This window comes from Acidovorax sp. BL-A-41-H1 (genome assembly GCF_051942715.1).
In genome coordinates, this window is sequence record NZ_JBPVJQ010000003.1 from 221,271 (window position 1) to 238,669 (window position 17,399).

Annotated in this window: 10 protein-coding genes; 2 read left to right on the forward strand and 8 right to left on the reverse strand. The window is 65.5% G+C overall.

Going from position 1 to position 17,399, the window contains the following annotated elements:
- Positions 1 to 67: 67 nt before the first annotated feature.
- The 6 genes from ACTPOI_RS02165 to ACTPOI_RS02190 all read right to left on the reverse strand — a co-directional run bounded on the left by ACTPOI_RS02165 (position 68) and on the right by ACTPOI_RS02190 (position 8,750).
- A complete protein-coding gene (locus ACTPOI_RS02165) occupies positions 68 to 2,239 on the reverse strand; it encodes a choice-of-anchor U domain-containing protein (RefSeq protein WP_440105949.1) in 2,172 nt (723 codons plus the stop codon).
- Between the two features lie 22 nt (positions 2,240 to 2,261).
- Positions 2,262 to 2,804: a phage tail protein gene (locus ACTPOI_RS02170; protein WP_440105951.1), complete on the reverse strand. Its 543-nt coding sequence runs from the start codon at positions 2,802 to 2,804 to the stop codon at positions 2,262 to 2,264.
- Positions 2,805 to 2,822: 18 nt separating this feature from the next.
- Positions 2,823 to 3,329 carry a phage tail protein gene (locus ACTPOI_RS02175; RefSeq protein ID WP_440105953.1) on the reverse strand — a complete coding sequence of 169 codons (507 nt, stop codon included), beginning with the start codon at positions 3,327 to 3,329 and terminating at the stop codon, positions 2,823 to 2,825.
- 12 nt (positions 3,330 to 3,341) lie between these two features.
- Positions 3,342 to 3,860, reverse strand: a complete 519-nt coding sequence (locus tag ACTPOI_RS02180) for a phage tail protein (protein WP_440105955.1) — start codon at positions 3,858 to 3,860, stop codon at positions 3,342 to 3,344.
- A 1-nt stretch (position 3,861) separates the two neighbouring features.
- Positions 3,862 to 4,752 (reverse strand): GNAT family N-acetyltransferase, encoded by an 891-nt coding sequence (locus tag ACTPOI_RS02185; protein ID WP_440105957.1) that lies wholly within the window; start codon positions 4,750 to 4,752, stop codon positions 3,862 to 3,864.
- Between the two features lie 242 nt (positions 4,753 to 4,994).
- Positions 4,995 to 8,750 carry a beta strand repeat-containing protein gene (locus ACTPOI_RS02190; RefSeq protein ID WP_440105959.1) on the reverse strand — a complete coding sequence of 1,252 codons (3,756 nt, stop codon included), beginning with the start codon at positions 8,748 to 8,750 and terminating at the stop codon, positions 4,995 to 4,997.
- Between the two features lie 392 nt (positions 8,751 to 9,142).
- Between ACTPOI_RS02190 and uvrA the strand changes: the two genes are divergently transcribed.
- Complete coding sequence (uvrA, locus tag ACTPOI_RS02195) at positions 9,143 to 12,199, forward strand: excinuclease ABC subunit UvrA (protein WP_440105961.1); 3,057 nt, start codon at positions 9,143 to 9,145, stop codon at positions 12,197 to 12,199.
- A 67-nt stretch (positions 12,200 to 12,266) separates the two neighbouring features.
- On the opposite strand, the gene ACTPOI_RS02200 is transcribed toward uvrA, so the two are convergent.
- Together ACTPOI_RS02200 and ACTPOI_RS02205 are read right to left on the reverse strand one after the other, a co-directional pair.
- Positions 12,267 to 13,271: an alpha/beta hydrolase gene (locus tag ACTPOI_RS02200; RefSeq protein WP_440105963.1), complete on the reverse strand. Its 1,005-nt coding sequence runs from the start codon at positions 13,269 to 13,271 to the stop codon at positions 12,267 to 12,269.
- 7 nt (positions 13,272 to 13,278) lie between these two features.
- The gene (locus ACTPOI_RS02205; protein ID WP_440105965.1) at positions 13,279 to 15,285 is read right to left on the reverse strand and encodes a sigma-54-dependent Fis family transcriptional regulator; all 2,007 of its coding nucleotides are present in this window, start codon (positions 15,283 to 15,285) and stop codon (positions 13,279 to 13,281) included.
- 335 nt (positions 15,286 to 15,620) lie between these two features.
- On the opposite strand from ACTPOI_RS02205, the gene exaC reads away from it, so the two are divergent.
- A complete protein-coding gene (gene exaC / locus ACTPOI_RS02210; RefSeq protein WP_440105967.1) occupies positions 15,621 to 17,144 on the forward strand; it encodes an acetaldehyde dehydrogenase ExaC in 1,524 nt (507 codons plus the stop codon).
- Positions 17,145 to 17,399: the final 255 nt, after the last annotated feature.

A 17,399-nucleotide genomic window follows, 5' to 3' on the forward strand; every position in this document is an offset into this window, starting at 1 on the left:
CAAGACCGTGCCACCCCGGATTCGGCGTACGCCGCGGACATTGGCACCGTACGGTGCCATCTCCGCTCTATGCCGCTGGCGCCGCCCGCGATGCCCGGCGCCAGCCTAGCCAGCCAATCACTGCACTCATCAACGCCAGCGCCCAGGGTGCATCCACGGGAATGCTCACAGCATCGGCTGCGCCGCCCAACGCAGGGACGAACGGGTCGAGCACTGCCCCCGCCGCCGGGTCACCATCGCCCACGCCGTTGTCCGTGATGGTGTAACTCACGGTGCGCCGGTCGCCACTGAGCGTGGCTCCGCTCCATGCAAACCAGCTGCTGGCGGCACCCGGGCTGGCAGGTCCGAACTTCCAGAACGCCACGCCCGCCGGCAACGGCTCAGGGTAGGCGATGGTGATGGTGACGCTGCCGACACACCCCACCGCACGGAACTCGAAGCCGCCATGGGGTGCGGTTCGGCCGCTTGGCATGCCAGACGGGGTCATGAACCGCGTATCGCCGCCCACCAGGGTGCAGGTGGCCCCACCGCCGCTGAGAGTGGCGTTGGCAAGCCCTGTCATGCCGGGCACCGTGTTTGCCAGACCCAGTCGCGGATTGACCTGGAAGGTCCGTCCCGCCTGGGCAGCCGGCAGAAAACTGGCATTGCCCGCCTGGTCGGCGTTGATGATGCAGGTGCCGGCCGTCAGAAAGCTGAGCGCTCCACCCGCTGTGATGGCGCACACGGCAGGCGTGGCAGAGCTGAACGTCACCGGCAATCCCGAGGTGGCCGTTGCGGTCAACGTGTTTGTAGTACCAAACGTCAACGGTCCCGGGTTGCTGAACAGGATGCTTTGTGCGCTGCGGGGAACGACCGGACTGGAGGCAGCCGAGGCAGGCCCCGTACCCGCTGCATTGGTGGCCGTGACGGTGAAGGTGTACGCCTGGCCATTGGTCAGACCGGATACCAGGATGGGTGAGGCAGTGCCCGTTCCAACGATGCCCCCCGGACTCGAAGTGACGGTGTAGCCCGTGATGCTGCTTCCGCCGTTGCTGGCGGGGTCCGCGAATGCCACGGACGCCTGGGTGTCGCTCGCGGTGGCCACAACTGCGGTCGGCGCGCCGGGCACCACCGGGTTGACGGTGAACGTCTGCGTAACCTGAGGCGCTGCGTCGTAGCTGCCGTTACCCGCCTGGTTGGCGTTGATCGTGCAGTTGCCCGTTGCCACGAAGCTCAGCACCCCGCCCGAACTGATGGTGCACACGCCCGTCGTCGAAGACGAAAAGCTCACCGGCAAGCCCGAGGTGGCAGTAGCGGTCAAGGTAGGGGCCGTGCCGAAGTTGCGGGCGCCCGGATTGGCAAAGCTGATGGTTTGCGGCAGGAGTGAGGCGACATAGCTGAACTGCGAGGCAGCGCCCGTGGCGCTGACGCCGCCCGCCGTCGTGACCGTGACGTCCACCGTGCCGGTGCCAGCCGGGGCAGTCGCCGTGATCTGGGTGTCGCTGTCCACCGTGGCCGTGGCAAGGGTGGTGCCGAACCGTACCGCCGTGCCGCCCGGATAGCCCGCCGCGGTAAAGCCGCTGCCGGTGATCACCACCGCAGTGCCGCCCGCACCCGCGCCGCTAACAGGAGATACGCCCGTGACCGTGGGCCGCGGCGCAATGCCGAGGTCGTCAATCGCAAAAAACCAGTCGTGGCTGGAAGTGAAGCTGACCTGGTCCACATCGGTCAGACCCAGGTCGTATGCGACCAGCATCGGGGAGATGCGGGTCAGCGTGAGCGACACCGTCTGCACCACGCTCCCATTGCGGTATCCGCGCACGGTCATGCCGGTGTTGGCAGGGCTGGGGTTGTAGATGCGCACGCCACTCACGCCGAACCGGTCTCCGGGGGTCGCCGCACGGAAGAATGCCACCGAAGGCGTATTGGCCCCGCCGTTCTCGGCCAGCGCAAACCCGCCGCGGCCCGCGCAGTTGTTGCAGGAGGTGTAGGTGTCTGCCTTGCCGTACACCCACCCCTGGCCGTCCCCAGCGACCAGCCCATTGAATGCAATGCCGGAGAGCTCGCCGATGAGGCCCAGTTCCGGGTCGCCAGTGCCGAATCCTTGCGCACCCGGGGCGACAGCTGCGTGCGCAAGCGGTGAAAGCGCGATGCATCCGGTCAGCAGGGCAAGGACTCCCCGCCGCAAGCACTGGCCTGCAAGGCACATCCAGTGGCGCACTCCGGGAAACGGCATGGTCAGGAATTGCATGTGGGGCATGGAAGAACAGTTGTCGGTACGCTCAAGCGGCCGAAGGGGCCAAGCCGTTGACGCAGATGCAGAAATTCAGCGCCAGGTAGGGCTGGGTGTTGTTATGCAGCTGCCCACCGCCGGCAAAGGGTGCCAGGGCCTCGGCGGCCATGGGCACATCGGGCTCCACGGCTGCATAGGTAGGGGCAGGCGTAGGGCGCGAGCCGAACGAACCGCCTTGCGCGAACACGGCCTGTGCAGGGTCTGCCGCATTGGCGGGCGCGCCAGCGGCGACCAGCGCATGGCTGTGGGTGGGCATCTCCCGGGGCTGCAGTGCATGCGCGCCGGACCCCACCGCCTGCCCCAGGTGTCGCTGGCTCAGCCCGGGGCCGGCACCCTGCCCCATGGGAGCGCGGTCCTGGAGGTCCGGCAGTGCGAAGTTGGTTTTTCCGTCACCGCCGAAACTGGTGCCGATCAATGCAAACAGCGCATTGTTCTGCGCGATCGGCAACAGCTGGCCGCGGCACGGTGCCCAGTTGGCGGCGGCGCCATCAAATGCGAAGGCCCGGATCTCTCCGAGGAATGAATCTGCCATGGTCAGCTCCTGCAGCAATCAACGCGGGGGACGCAGACCGTCAATGGCGATGCACCAGTTGACGGCGAGCGAGGGTTGCATGTTGGAGTGCGGCAGGCCGGCCCCGCTCACCGCCACAGCTTGGCTGGACATGTAGGCGCCATTGGGGGCGGCGTACGCTGCCTTGGCAGGCTGCGCAAGCGCTGCACCGGCGGGTACGCTCGTGCTCGCTGCCGCAGTGGCCCCCATCAGTGCGTGGCTGTGCCCGGGGACTTGCGCGCTGGTCAGGGCAACGGCTTCATCCCCCGCATGCGACCCCAGCTTCACGGCCATGCCGTTGGTCGCGCTTCCGCAGCCGATGGGTGTGCGCCCGCGCAGGTCGGGCAACGCGAACTGGCTGAGACCATCCCCGCCGTAGCGCCACCCCAGCAGTTCAAACAGCAGAGGGTTTTGTGCGATTGCCAGCAGGCGGCCGTCGCACGCGGCCCAGCCCTGCGGGACACGTCCGAAGCCAAACGGACGGATCTCACCAATGAAGCGGTCCATCGCCTTGTCCTTTCACTGCAAGTTTGGGGATGCGCCATCCAGGCACATGATGAAATTGAGCACCAGCGACGGCATCACGTTGTTGTGCGGCTTGCCGCCTTGCGTGGCCTGTACCGTCCCGGTGGCCAGCACCTGCGGATTTGCAACCGCCTTGGCATACAGGTTGAAGCCCTCCACCGCCGCGGGAACCAGCGCCCGAGGCAGGTTGCTGGTTGCCGGGCCTCCCGCTTGCAGGGCGTGGGTGTGCGGTGGCATCTCTTGCACCGCCAGGGTCACGCGCTCTTCGCCCAACGCGTCGCCCAGGTTCCGCTGGCTCAGGCCAGACCCCTTTCCGATGCCGATCGGCAGGCGACCGCGCAGGTCGGGCAGCGCAAAGGTCTGGCTGCCGTCGCCGCCATAGGCGTAGCCGAGCAGGTCAAACAGCGCCGTGTTGTCCGCCACGGCCAGCTGGCGCCCATCGCACACGGCCCAGCCGCTCGGCACGATGGTGCTGGCAAGCAGGCGGATCTCGCCCAGAAATGCATCGCTCATGTCAGTTTCCTTGGTCAGTGGGTGAATGCAGGCGGGTGATCAGTGCCTCATACCGGCAAGCGCCATCGCCGCCTTGCTGCACAGGCCGCAAATGCATCGAAAACCGCCCCAGTTGCCGATGCTCCAGGCCGTAGGTATCAGGGGCCCTGCGCTGGATGTCTGGCCCCGAGAAATACACCGCGCAGCCCTGTAGCGCTCCGGCTTGCCACGACTGCACCCGCTCCAGCCGCAGCGTGGCGAGGTACCCCGCTTCGGGGTGCACCAGCCTGAAGTCCGAACCCACGCCATCCAGGAATGCGTCGGCAGACGGCACGGTGGCCGTGCTGCAGGGGCGCCTCAGGCACAGGTGCGCCCCCAGGTCGTCCTGCACCTGCATGCCCAGGCGCTGGTAGTAAGCCAGGATGGGGTTGTGCCGCGCTACCTGCAGCGCCAGAGGCTGGCCGCTCGCATCCGATTCAGCCACCAGTGCCTCGAGCAAGCGCCTGCCAATACCCTGGCCACGAAATGCGGGCAGCAGTGCAATATCCACCACACGGATCTCATCGCGGCGCCGGTCCACATAAAGCCGACCTGCGACCTGTCCGTGCAAGAGCACCAGGTCGAACGCGGGGTTCTGGCACTGTGCCTGGTACTGCGCCTGCTGCCATGCAGACTGCTGCGCCACGAAGGCCTGCCAAGCCTCGTGCGGCGATGCCAGCAACTGGCGCTCGGTATCGCGCGTGGCGCTAAAGATGGCATGCAGCCAGTCCTCGTCGCCCGGCCCGATGGCGCGCAAGGCCACCCCCTCCTGCAGTTCACGAACGCCTGGCACGCCGGGCGGACCGACAAACTCGACGCTGCCAGCCACCACTGGCGGTGCAAAGGAAAGGGCTTGACGTGCAGACTGCAACATGGCCCGAACGTTATGCGAGCCCCGGACACCTGCACATCCCGTGAACACGCGATGCCGTGGGATGCGACCGCCGCATGGGAGCTACATGGCCCATGCACCCAGTGCCCGGTCACTGCATGCAATGGGAACCTTCAGACGCATCATCCGCCTGCCGTCCGCAGGGTTCGTTGAGGGGCAGGCACACAGCCGCCGCCCCGCAGCACCGAAAAGCCCTGCTGCTGCGTGCCGCTGATGGAGCCGAATCAGCCCTGTGGCGCTGGCGCAGCGCGCCCACTCCGGCGCCAACCCAGCCATCCGATCAGCGCACTGATCAACGCAAGCGCCCAAGGTGCATCCACCGGGATACCCACCGCATCAGCAGCGCCGCCCAACGCTGGCACAAACGGGTCGCGCAGCACCCCGATGGCCGGGTCGGAGTCTCCAACACCGTTGTCGGCAATGGTGTAGCTCACAGTGCGCCGGTCTCCACTGAGGCTGGCGCCCGTCCACTGGAACCAGCTGCTCGCCGCGGCCGGCGTGGCCGGGCCAAACTTCCAGAAGGCCACGCCTGCGGGCAGGGGGTCAGGGTAGACCAGGGTCACCGTGACGCTGCCAGTGCAGCCCGCCGCCCGGAACTCGAAACCGCCATTCGGCGCTGTGCGGCCGGCCGGCAGCGACACCGCAGCCATGAAACGCGTGTTTGCTGGATCCAGTGTGCAGGTCGCACCGCCGCCCGTCAGCGTGGCAGTGGCGACACCGGCCATGCCGGGGACCGTGCCGGTCACACTGGGCGCCGGGTTCACCGTAAAGGAGCGCGTGACTTGCGAGGCGGCCAGGTAGCTGGCGTTGCCCGGCTGGTCAGCGTTGATGGTGCAGGTGCCCGCCGTCACAAACGCAAGGGCGCCACCCGTGGTGATAGTGCATACACCCGCGGTGGACGAGGTGAAAACAACCGTCAAGCCAGAGTCGGCTGTCGCCGCAAGAGTGGGCGTGGTGCCGAAATTCTGGGCGCCCGGGTTGGCAAAGGTGATGGTTTGCGTAGCCGCCGGGGTAATGGAATTTGATGCCGCAGAGGCGGGGCCGGTACCGGCGACGTTTTCGGCGGTGACGGTGAAGGTGTAGGCCTGGCCATTGGTCAGACCGGTGACCACGATGGGCGAGCTGGCGCCGATCACGGGCACCACGTCTGCAGGGCTGACGGTGACGACGTAGCCCGTGATCGCAGAGCCACCGATGCTGGTTGGCGCGGTGAACGCCACCGAGGCCTGGGTGTCACCCGCGATGGCTGTGCCGATGGTGGGCGCGCCCGGCACCACCGGGCTGACCGTGAAGCTGCGACTGACCTGTGTGGCGGGCAGGTAACTGGTGTTGCCGGGCTGGTCAGCATTGATGGTGCAGGTGCCCGCGGCGTTAAAAGTCAAGACCCCGCCGCTGGTCACGGTGCATACACCGGTGGTGGATGAGCTGAACGTGACCGTCAGCCCCGAAGTGGAAGTTGCCGTAAGCGTGGGCGAGGTGCCGAAGCTCTGCGCACCGGGGTTGTTGAACGTGATGGTCTGGGGCGCTGCCGGCGTGACGGCGTTGGATGCGGCCGAGGCTGCCCCAGTACCCGCCGAGTTGGCGGCAGTGACGGTAAACGTGTAAGCCACACCATTGGTCAGGCCGGTCACGGTGATGGGCGAGCCTGAGCCCGTGCCCGTTGCGCCGCCCGGGTTGGCAGTCGCGGTGTAGCCCCCAGCAAGGATGGCCGCACCGCCGGTGCTGGCTGGTGGTGTGAAAGTGACCGTTGCCTGGGTGTTGCCGGCGGTTGCCGTACCGATCGTGGGAGCGCCGGGCACTGTCGCATTGACGGTGAACGTTTGTGCCACGGTTGGCGCTGCGCTGGTGGCCGCGTCACCCGCCTGATCCGCGTTGATCGTGCACGAGCCCGCCGTCACAAACGTGAGGGCACCGCCACTGGTGATCGTGCAGACCCCGGTGGTTGACGAAGTGAAACTGACAGTCAGACCGTTGGTGCCGGTGGCGGAGGCTGCTGTAGCGGTGAGCGTGGGCGTCGTTCCAAAATTCCGTGCACCGGGATTAGCAAAACTAATTGTTTGACTGCCCTTCGGGGTCACGGAATTGGATACACCAGACGACGGACCAGTGCCGATACTGTTAGTCGCAGTGACGGTGAAGGTATAGGCCGTCCCGTTGGTCAGGCCTGTGACACTGGCAGTGCAGGCAGCGGGCCCCGCACAGGTGCCGAACGCACCTCCAGGGTTAGCGGTAGCGGTGTACGTGGTGATCGCCGAGCCCCCGTTGCTTACCGGAGCGGTGAAGGTCACGCTGGCCTGTCCGTCACCGGCCGTGGCGGTGCCGATTGTTGGCGCCGAAGGCGCGGTAGGGATCGCAACAGCGTGTGCCGTGCCGCTGGTAAATGCAGCAGGGCCACTATTTCCGGCAGCATCACTGATGTTGGTTGATGCGTTCACGTTGAGTTTGATGGTGCCACTACCAGCGATACCACTGACTGTCACCGTCACGCTGGAGCCGGAACTGGCTGACACGCTGGCAATTGTTCCTGTTGCTCCGCCGGTGGTCCCCAACGCGAAGTCATCGGTAGAAATGTTGCTGACCGACTCGCTGAAATTGACGATGAAGTCGACACTGGTGTCGGTCGACACGGCCCCGCCTGAGGGTGCGGTGCTAACTACGGTTGGCATTACTCCGTCGATCACCAGATTCTTGTTGGCTCCTAACGAGTTGGCTGCGCCGGGTATGGCCAAGGTCAGGGTAGCGTTGTTTCCCGCTGCATCACGGATGGTGCCGCCATTGAGCCCAAGAGAACTGGTGCCTGCATAGTCCAGATCACTGGAGTTGTCGCCCGCCTGAATGGTGTAGGAGAACGTAAGGGTGCTGGTACCGCTGCCGCTGACGTAATTGATGATGCGATCCGTCGCGCCGGTTTCCAGCGTGAGTTGCGGCGTACCGGTAACGGTGACTACCTCACTGAAATAGACCTGGATGCTGATGACGTCACCGAGCCTGTAGATGCCGTTGGCTGTGCTGCCACTGACGAAAGTCACGGTTGGCGCAACTCCATCAATCACGATGTTTTTGTTGGCCCCAAGCGAATTGGCGGCTCCAGGCAAAGCCAGTGTGAGGGTGGCGTTGTTGCCCGCTCCATCGCGTATAGAGCCCCCGTTGGTGTTCAATGCCCCGGTTCCCGTGTAATCAAGATCGCTGGTGCTGTCCCCCGCCTGCACGGTGTAATTAAATGTCAACGCAGTGCTGCCGGAGCCGCTGGCATAGTTAATAGTCCGATCCGTAGCACCTGTCTCCAATGTCAACTGAGGAGTACTGATTACGTTCACTATCTCTGTGAAGTTCACTTGGATGCTGATGACATCACCTGCCTTGTAGACGCCATTAGCGGTGCTCGACGAAACCGAAGACACAGTTGGCGGCGTAGTGTCGGGCACGACTGCAGGCGAAAAATCGATATCATCAATATCAATGTCCAAGTCAGACCCCAATATTCTGACCTCATCAATATATTCCCAATTGGCAGGCGCAATAAAGGTTCCAAAAAATATGCCGTCGAGATTATAATTGGTACTAACAACCTCCACTGTATCGCGATAGCCCTTGATTGTCAGGTTGGTCGTCCCGCCCAATCCGGTCGAAACGACAAAGCTGTTTAACTTAAATTCGCTGCCGTCGGAGGTTTTAAAGCCTACGACAGTGGATGTATTAGGACCTGAGCTTCGGAAACCAAGCGCAAAATCGGCACCGGTGGCAATATCTCCATCGTTAACGATCTGGATGTTCACGATATCGTTATTGCTATAAATCACGCCATCAATGGTTACCGAGTTACTTCCTTTGGACCCAACGCTCTGAGCATTGAAGTTTTGATCGGCGGGCGCAGCATTTATCGAAAGGGAGATCGTCGCCGCCACAAGCCCGGTGACAACGACACGCCACGCCACATGTAATTGAGCGAGGACGTTCGTACCAAGATTAATTCGTGACATGTTTAAAACTCCGGCTATTCATTGGCACCGCAACCTGGTCAATTGCTGGGGCGCCCGTATAAAGAGCGTGTTTTTCGCGATTTAGCGCTTGCATAAGATGCGAGATAACAGAAGGACGGCCCAGTCAAAGCGAATGCACTTAAAAAGCCTCACTGATGAACGGATTCACGAACCACATACGCGAAATCCCGTATTTGCATACAACAAGGCTTCCGCAGGCGGATGCGTCCTACATGCCGATGGCCCTACGCTACCGTGAACATCACCTAGGTGCAAGCGATGAACCAATGCGTTTGGTGACGTCAGATACACGCTAAACCGCAGCAACTCAGGGCCAAGAGCGTGTTTCGACACCGCGGCATATGATGCGCAGTTTACTTTCGGCTGCTGCAGTGACCCGCCAAGACGACCTTGTCCCCTCCCCCGACGGCACCTACCTCGCCCGCGCCTTGCGCGAGCAGCGCATCAGCATCCGCGGCGCGCGCACGCACAACCTCAAGAACATCGACCTGGACATCCCGCGCAACCAGCTGGTGGTGATCACGGGGCTTTCGGGATCAGGCAAGTCGAGCCTGGCGTTTGACACGCTGTATGCCGAGGGGCAGCGGCGCTATGTGGAGAGCCTGTCGGCCTATGCGCGGCAGTTTCTGGGACGGCTAGACAAGCCCGATGTGGACCTGATCGAAGGACTGTCGCCCGCCATCAGCATTGAGCAAAAGGCCACCAGCCACAACCCGCGCTCGACCGTGGGCACGGTGACAGAAATCCACGACTACCTGCGCCTGCTGTACGCCCGCGCGGGCACGCCGTTTTGCCCCGACCACCACCTGCCGCTGGCCGCGCAGACGGTGAGCCAGATGGTGGATGCCGTGCTGGCCCTGCCGGAAGACACCAAGCTGATGATCCTGGCGCCGGTGGCGCGCGAGAAGAAGGGCGAGTTCACCGAAGTGTTCGCGCAGATGCAGGCACTGGGCTACATCCGGTTTCGGGTGGATGGGCAGATCTACGAGCACGAGAACCTGCCGGCACTCAAGAAAACCGAGAAGCACAGCATCGACGTCGTGATCGACCGCATCAAGGTGCGGGCCGACCTGCAGCAGCGCCTGGCCGAGAGCATCGAGGCCGCGCTGCGCGTGGGCGGCAACGAGGGCAATGGGCGCGTGCTGGCGCTGGAGATGGACACGGGGCAGGAGCACCTGTTCAGCAGCAAATTTGCGTGCCCGGTGTGCAGCTATTCGCTGGCCGAGCTGGAGCCGCGCCTGTTCTCGTTCAACTCGCCCATGGGCGCGTGCCCGGCATGCGACGGCATTGGCCAGCGCGAGGTGTTCGACCCAGCGCGCGTGGTGGCCTTCCCCACGCTCAGCCTGGCCAGCGGCGCCATCAAGGGCTGGGACCGGCGCAATGGCTACTACTTTGCGATGCTGGAGAGCCTGGCGCGGCACTACGCGTTTGACATCGAGGCGCCGTTTGAATCACTGCCCGCACCGGTGCAGCACGCCATCCTGCATGGCTCGGGCGAGGAAGAAATAGCCTTCAGCTACATCATGGACAGCGGTGCCTCCAAGGGCAAGGTGCACACCAAGAAGCACCCGTTCGAGGGCATCATCCCCAACATGGCCCGCCGCTACCGCGAGACCGATTCGGTGGTGGTGCGCGAGGACCTGGCGCGCTTTCGCAGCACGCAGCCCTGCCCCGAATGCCAGGGCACACGCCTGCGCCGCGAGGCACGCCATGTGCGTCTGGGTGAAGGCAAGCAGGCCCGCGCGATCTTTGAGGTCAGCCACGCCACACTGAACACTGCCCACGCCTGGTTCAACGATTTGAAGCTGACGGGTGCCAAGGCCGAAATTGCCGACAAGGTGGTGCGCGAGATCGCCACGCGCCTGCAGTTTTTGAACGACGTGGGCCTGAGCTACCTGAGCCTGGACCGCAGCGCTGAAACGCTCAGCGGTGGCGAAGCGCAGCGCATCCGCCTCGCGTCACAGATCGGCTCGGGCCTGACGGGTGTGATGTATGTGCTGGACGAGCCCAGCATCGGTCTGCACCAGCGCGACAACGACCGTCTGATCGCCACCCTCAAACACCTGCGTGACATTGGCAACAGCGTGATCGTGGTGGAGCACGACGAGGACATGATGCGCGCTGCCGACCATGTGATCGACATGGGCCCCGGCGCGGGTGTGCACGGCGGGCGCGTGATGGCGCAGGGCACGTACGACGAAGTGCGGGCCAATGCGCAGTCGCTCACGGGCCAGTACCTGTCGGGCGCGCGCACCATTGCCGTGCCAAAGCGCCTCACGCCGTGGCTGCCGGTGCTGGACCAGCCCGCGCCCATGGTGGAGGCCAAGGCCAAATCTCGCTTTCCACAGACCGAGGCCAGCAAGCGCCGCGCCGAGCGCATGGCAGAGCATCACGCACGCCAGGGCGCCGTGCAAGCGCTGCGCGTGGTGGGTGCCACCGGTAACAACCTGAAGGGCGTGACGGTGGACTTCCCGGTGGGGCTGCTCACCTGCGTGACGGGCGTTTCGGGCTCGGGCAAGAGCACGCTGGTCAACGACACGCTCTATGCCGCCGTGGCGCGGCAGGTGCACCGTGCGCACGAGGAACCGGCCGCGCACGACGAGATCGTGGGCATCGAGTATTTCGACAAGGTCATCAACGTAGACCAGAGCCCCATTGGCCGCACGCCCCGCAGCAACCCGGCCACGTACACGGGCCTGTTCACGCCCATCCGCGAGCTGATGGCCGAGACCAACACCGCCAAGGAACGCGGCTACGGCCCGGGGCGCTTTTCCTTCAACGTGTCGCAGTCATCCGGCGGTGGCCGCTGCGAGGCCTGCCAGGGCGACGGCGTGGTGAAGGTGGAGATGCACTTTCTGCCCGACGTGTACGTGCCCTGCGATGTGTGCCACGGCCAGCGCTACAACCGCGAGACGCTGGAAGTGCAATGGAAGGGCAAGAACATCGCGCAGATCCTGGAGCTGACGGTGGAGGACGCTGCGGCCTACTTCAAGGACGTGCCGACCATCGCGCGCAAGCTGCAGACGCTGCTGGATGTGGGCCTCTCCTACATCCGCCTCGGCCAGGCCGCCACCACGCTCTCGGGCGGCGAGGCGCAGCGGGTGAAGCTGGCGCAGGAGCTGAGCAAACGCGACACCGGCCGCACGCTCTACATCCTGGACGAGCCCACCACCGGCCTGCACTTTGCCGACATCGACCTGCTGCTCAAGGTGCTGCACCAGCTGCGCGATGCAGGCAACACCATCGTCATCATCGAGCACAACCTCGATGTGATCAAAACCGCCGACTGGCTCATCGACATGGGCCCCGAGGGCGGCGCGGGCGGCGGCACCGTGGTGGGGGTGGGCACGCCCGAAGAGCTGGCGGCCAACCCGGCCAGCCATACGGGGCAGTACCTGGCGCCCTATCTCAAGGCCCGTTCAACGTGAAAATGGCCACTAGCGCTTGATTTGATTGCATCCATAGCTATCAAATCAATAGCTTTAGACCATCAGTTCACGGCAGATGCCGGGCCAGCACCGGGTCGAGCGACGCGAGGAAAGCCTCGACCGCGCGCGTGTAGTCGCCCTCCAGCCCCAGCCGCGCATTGATGTCGCCGTGCGAGAGCGCCTGGGGCAGCACCTCGGCACGCCCGCCATGGGCCTGCAGGCGGCGGGCCATGGCATCGGACTGGCGGCAGGAGCCATCGGACCGCAGCGATGAGCACACCAGCAGAAACGGCACCGGCGCAGGCGCTGTCCCGCGCGGCGCATTGGGCACACCCGGTGCACCCGGTGCATCGGACGCATCGGGCAGGCCGTGGTAGGGCGATGCGGCGCGCCAAAAGGCCGGGTCGGCGCCAAACACGCCGTTGTAAAAAGCCGGGTGACGCGCTTCCATGATGGCGGGCACATTCAGCGCGGCACTGTCGAGCGCCACGGTGGCCAGCCATGGCCCGGCGCCCGCCTGCTGCGCGTGCACGGGCGATGTGCTGACCAGCGCTGCCAGGTGCGCGCCGGCAGAGTGGCCCATCAGCACCACGCGCGAAGCGTCCGCGCCCCACTGGGCGGCGCTGCGCTGCACGAAGGCGAGCGCACTGGCCACATCGCGCGCCTGCTGCAGCACATCGGCCGAGGGCAGCAGCCGATAGTTTGTTGACACCACCACCCAGCCGCGTGGCACCCAGCGAGCCACCTTCTCCTCCACCACGCGGCCATGGGCCTTGTCGCCCATACTCCAGGCGCCGCCATGCACCATCAGCAGTACGGGTGCAGCGGGACTGCGCGGGACGGCTACGGCAGGCGCGGCGGGCAGGTAGACGTCCAGGCGCTGGCGGCGGTCGGCACCGTAGGGTATGTCGGCCAGCTTGTGCGCGGGCGGCGCGGCGTTGCGCAGCGGAGCTGGGGCTGATCCATCGACCTGCGCAATGGCCAGCGAGGGGAACAGCGCCAGCAGCGCGGCGGCTGCCGCCAACCAGCGCAACCGGCAGGGCATGCGCAGGGACAGTAGTGCATGCGTCACGGCGACCTCATTGCGGTGCAGTGGAAACGGCGCGCCCGGCCAGCTTGCGGTACAGGGTCTGGCGGCTGATGCCCAGCTGCCGGGCGGCTTGTGAGACATTGCCGTGGGCGTGCTGCAGTGCCTGGTCGATGGCGTTGCGCGAGAGCTGCTGCAGGCTCTGCGTTGGCACAGCTGTACCCCGCGCCTGGGTCGGCAGGGCCGCGGTAGGTTCGGCCCCCGCACCGTCCAGCGCCTGCGCCATGTCATCGGGCAGGTGCTGCCAGTCCAGCACGTCCTCCCCTTCGCCCAGCATCGCGCAGGCCGTGCGCAGCACGCTGGCCAGCTGGCGCAGGTTGCCGGGCCAAGGGTAGGCCGCCAGGCGCGCAAGCAGGTCGGGCGCCACCTGCACATCAGCAGGCAATCCCTGCTCCGCGGCCAGGTCAGCCAGCAGGCGCAGCACCAGCGCTGCGAAATCGGTGCGCTCGCGCAAGGCGGGCAGTTGCACCGTGAGGCCATTGATGCGGTAGTACAGATCAGTCCGAAAGCGGCCCTGCTCGGCCGCCTGCGCCAGCTGGCAGTGCGTGGCGCACACCAGCGCAAAGTCCACCGGTACGGCGCGGCTGGCGCCCACGGGCGTCACGCTGCGCTCTTGCAGCACGCGCAGCAGGCGGGTCTGCAGGGGCAGCGGCATATCGCCGATTTCGTCGAGGAACAGCGTACCGCCATGGGCCTCGCGCAGGCGACCCAGGTGGCCCTCCTTGCGCGCACCGGTGAAGGCGCCGGCTACGTGGCCGAAGAGTTCGGATTCGATCAGGTTCTCGGGGATGGCCGCGCAGTTGATGGCCACAAACGGCGCATCGCGCCGCGGGCCGCTGGCGTGCAGGGCGCGCGCAAACACCTCTTTGCCCACGCCCGATTCGCCCTGGATGAGCACGGGGATGGGCTTGGCCACCACGCGGCGGGCTTTGTCAGCCGCGGCGCGCCAGCGGGCGTCGCCGGTGTCCAGCCGGGCCAGGGCGTCGTTGTGAGTGGGCACGGCGGTGGCTGCGATCGCGGTGGTGCGCGCGGGCGCCGCCGGCCACGCGGTCACATCCACTTGGACCTGCGCAAACAGCAGCGCCCCGCCGCGCGAGCGCAGGGCCTGCGGCTGCTGGGGACGGCGGCGGTGGTGGGAGAGCAAATCGTCCAGCCGTACATCCGCCACGCGCTCCAGCGGCGTGGCGCCCACGTCGCCTGCATGCAGCCCCAGCAGCGCCAGGCCCGTGCGGTTGGCGCCCACGATCCAGCCATCAGCCGACACGGCCACGATGCCTTCGGCCACGCTGCCGATGCCCTCGGGCTCGCGGTGCAGGTGCAGGCGGATGTGGCGCTTGCAGGTGGCTACCAGCAGACGGTTTTCGATCATGCGGGCAGCGGTGCTTACCAGGCCCAGCGTGTGCGCGTGGCCGTTGCGGTGGTCGCTGGAAATGTCCAGGATGCCCAGCAGCTCGCCCGTGGCTGACAGGATGGGCGAGGCGGCGCAGGTGAGGAAACCGTTGCGCTCCAGGTAGTGCTCGCCCGCGTGCACCTCGACCGCCGTGCCTTCGGCCAGCGCGGTGCCGATGGCGTTGGTGCCGCGGTGCTCCTCGTGCCACGACGCGCCGCTGGTCAGCGCCACGCGCTCGGCCTTGCCCACAAAGTGCGGGTCGCCCAGGGTGTGCATCAGCATGCCGCTGCGGTCGGCCAGCACCACCACGCTCTGGCTGTGGCGCACCTGCTCGAACAGGTATTCCATGACGGGGCGCGAATGCGCCAGCAACGCATGGTTGTACGCCAGCGCCTGGCGCAGCGTGCCGGTGCTGGCATGGTCGGTGGCGGCGGCGCGGCCGGTGGGCGCCAGGCCTGCGGCGACGCTGCGCGCCCACGAACGGGCCAGGCGCTCGTCCAGCAGGCCGCTGGGGCAATGGCCGAACTCCAGCAGGTGCTGGCGCGCCTGCCGCAGGGCCAGCGGGCCGCCCGGGGCAAGGCCTGGGGGATGGGATGAAGTGCTTCGCACGCGTTGTCTCCGTGCAGGGTCATGGTGCCCCGCTTGTCGTTGCGAACGAGTATGGCAAGCCCGGGGAAGCGCGGCAAGCACGATGGGCAAATACAGGCGCCGCCACTGTCCGACTGTTCCATTGTGTGACAGGTGTCGCGCCGCAGCAGTGTCCGCCGGCGGACGCAGAGCGCTGCGCGCACGGGTGCTGCAGCCAGAAAACCCAATGAATTCAACGCCCTGCATGGCGTGGCACGGCTGGCACGCCTCTTGAGTAGTGGTGTGCATCGGGCGGCTTGCCGTGCAGGCCGCACCGATGACCACAACACCCGCATCCATCCGCAGGAGACAAGCACATGACCGTTTACGCAGCCCCCGGCACCGCAGGCGCCAAGATCGCCTACAAGCCCCAGTACAACAACTTCATCGGCGGCCAGTTCGTGGCGCCGGTCAAGGGCCAGTACTTTGACGTGATCTCGCCCGTCAACGGCAAGGTCTACACCCAGGCCGCCCGCTCCACTGCGGAAGACATCGAGCTGGCGCTGGACGCCGCCCACGCCGCCGCCGACGCTTGGGGCAAGACCGACGCCGCCACGCGCGGCAACATCCTGCTGAAGATTGCTGACCGCATCGAGCAGAACCTGGAACTGCTGGCCTATGCCGAAACGGTGGACAACGGCAAGGCGATCCGCGAGACGCTGAACGCCGACATCCCCCTCACCGTGGACCACTTCCGCTACTTTGCGGGCTGCGTGCGTGCGCAAGAAGGGGCGCTTTCCAACATCGACGAGAACACAGTGGCGTACCACATCCAGGAGCCACTGGGCGTGGTGGGCCAGATCATTCCGTGGAACTTCCCCATCCTGATGGCCGCGTGGAAGCTGGCCCCTGCGATTGGCGCGGGCAACTGCGTGGTGCTCAAGCCTGCAGAGTCCACGCCCATTTCCATCCTCATCCTGGCCGAGCTGATTGCCGACCTGCTGCCGCCCGGCGTGCTCAACATCGTCAACGGTTATGGCCGCGAGGCAGGCATGCCGCTGGCCACCAGCAAGCGCATCGCCAAAATTGCCTTTACCGGCTCCACCAGCACCGGCCGCGTGATTGCGCAGGCCGCCGCCAACAACCTGATCCCCGCCACGCTGGAACTGGGTGGCAAGAGCCCCAACGTGTTCTTTGCCGACATCATGGACAAAGACGATGCCTTCCTCGACAAGGCCGTCGAAGGCCTGGTGCTGTTTGCCTTCAACCAGGGCGAGGTCTGCACCTGCCCATCGCGCGCGCTGATCCAGGAATCGATCTACGACAGGTTCATGGAACGTGTGCTCAAGCGCGTGGCCGCCATCAAGCACCAGAACCCGCTCGATACCGACAGCATGATGGGCGCGCAGGCATCCAAAGAGCAGCTCACCAAGATCCTGAGCTACCTCGACCTGGGCAAGCAGGAAGGCGCCGAAGTGCTGGCCGGTGGCGGCCAGGCCCACCTGGGCGGCGACCTGGAAGGCGGCTACTACGTACAGCCCACGCTGTTCAAGGGCCACAACAAGATGCGCATCTTCCAGGAAGAAATCTTCGGCCCCGTGCTGGCCGTGACCACCTTCAAGGACGAGGCCGAGGCGCTGGAAATTGCCAACGACACGCTGTACGGCCTGGGCGCCGGCGTGTGGAGCCGCAACGGCAATGTGGCCTACCGCATGGGCCGTGCCATCAAGGCCGGGCGGGTGTGGACTAACTGCTACCACGCATACCCGGCGCACGCGGCGTTTGGCGGCTACAAGGAGTCGGGCATCGGGCGGGAGACGCACAAGATGATGCTGGACCATTACCAGCAAACCAAGAATCTGCTGGTTTCGTACTCCGAAAACAAGCTCGGCTTCTTCTGATTTGGGGTGGCGGTCCGCAGAACGTCCCTGGCGTCGTTGCTCCGTCTTGCCGTAGCGTTGCTACTGTCTGCGACGGAGACGCCTAGCCAGGAACGGTTTGTGAACCGCTGGATGAGCTAGGGACCCTCTGCGCGAATCAAGCGGTAAGTGAGCGCTGCGGACCGGGATGGGCTGCAAGGCGCAAAACGCAGCAATAGCCGCAGCTATTGCGAGTATTTGCAACGCAGCAGACCGCCCGATGCCGCAGATGCACAC

Coding starts and splice junctions, on each gene's coding strand:
- ACTPOI_RS02165 (WP_440105949.1), bottom strand. CDS start 2,239: ATGCCCCACATGCAATTCCTGACCATGCCGTTTCCCGGAGTGCGCCAC.
- ACTPOI_RS02170 (WP_440105951.1), bottom strand. CDS start 2,804: ATGGCAGATTCATTCCTCGGAGAGATCCGGGCCTTCGCATTTGATGGC.
- ACTPOI_RS02175 (WP_440105953.1), bottom strand. CDS start 3,329: ATGGACCGCTTCATTGGTGAGATCCGTCCGTTTGGCTTCGGACGTGTC.
- ACTPOI_RS02180 (WP_440105955.1), bottom strand. CDS start 3,860: ATGAGCGATGCATTTCTGGGCGAGATCCGCCTGCTTGCCAGCACCATC.
- ACTPOI_RS02185 (WP_440105957.1), bottom strand. CDS start 4,752: ATGTTGCAGTCTGCACGTCAAGCCCTTTCCTTTGCACCGCCAGTGGTG.
- ACTPOI_RS02190 (WP_440105959.1), bottom strand. CDS start 8,750: ATGTCACGAATTAATCTTGGTACGAACGTCCTCGCTCAATTACATGTG.
- exaC (WP_440105967.1), top strand. CDS start 15,621: ATGACCGTTTACGCAGCCCCCGGCACCGCAGGCGCCAAGATCGCCTAC.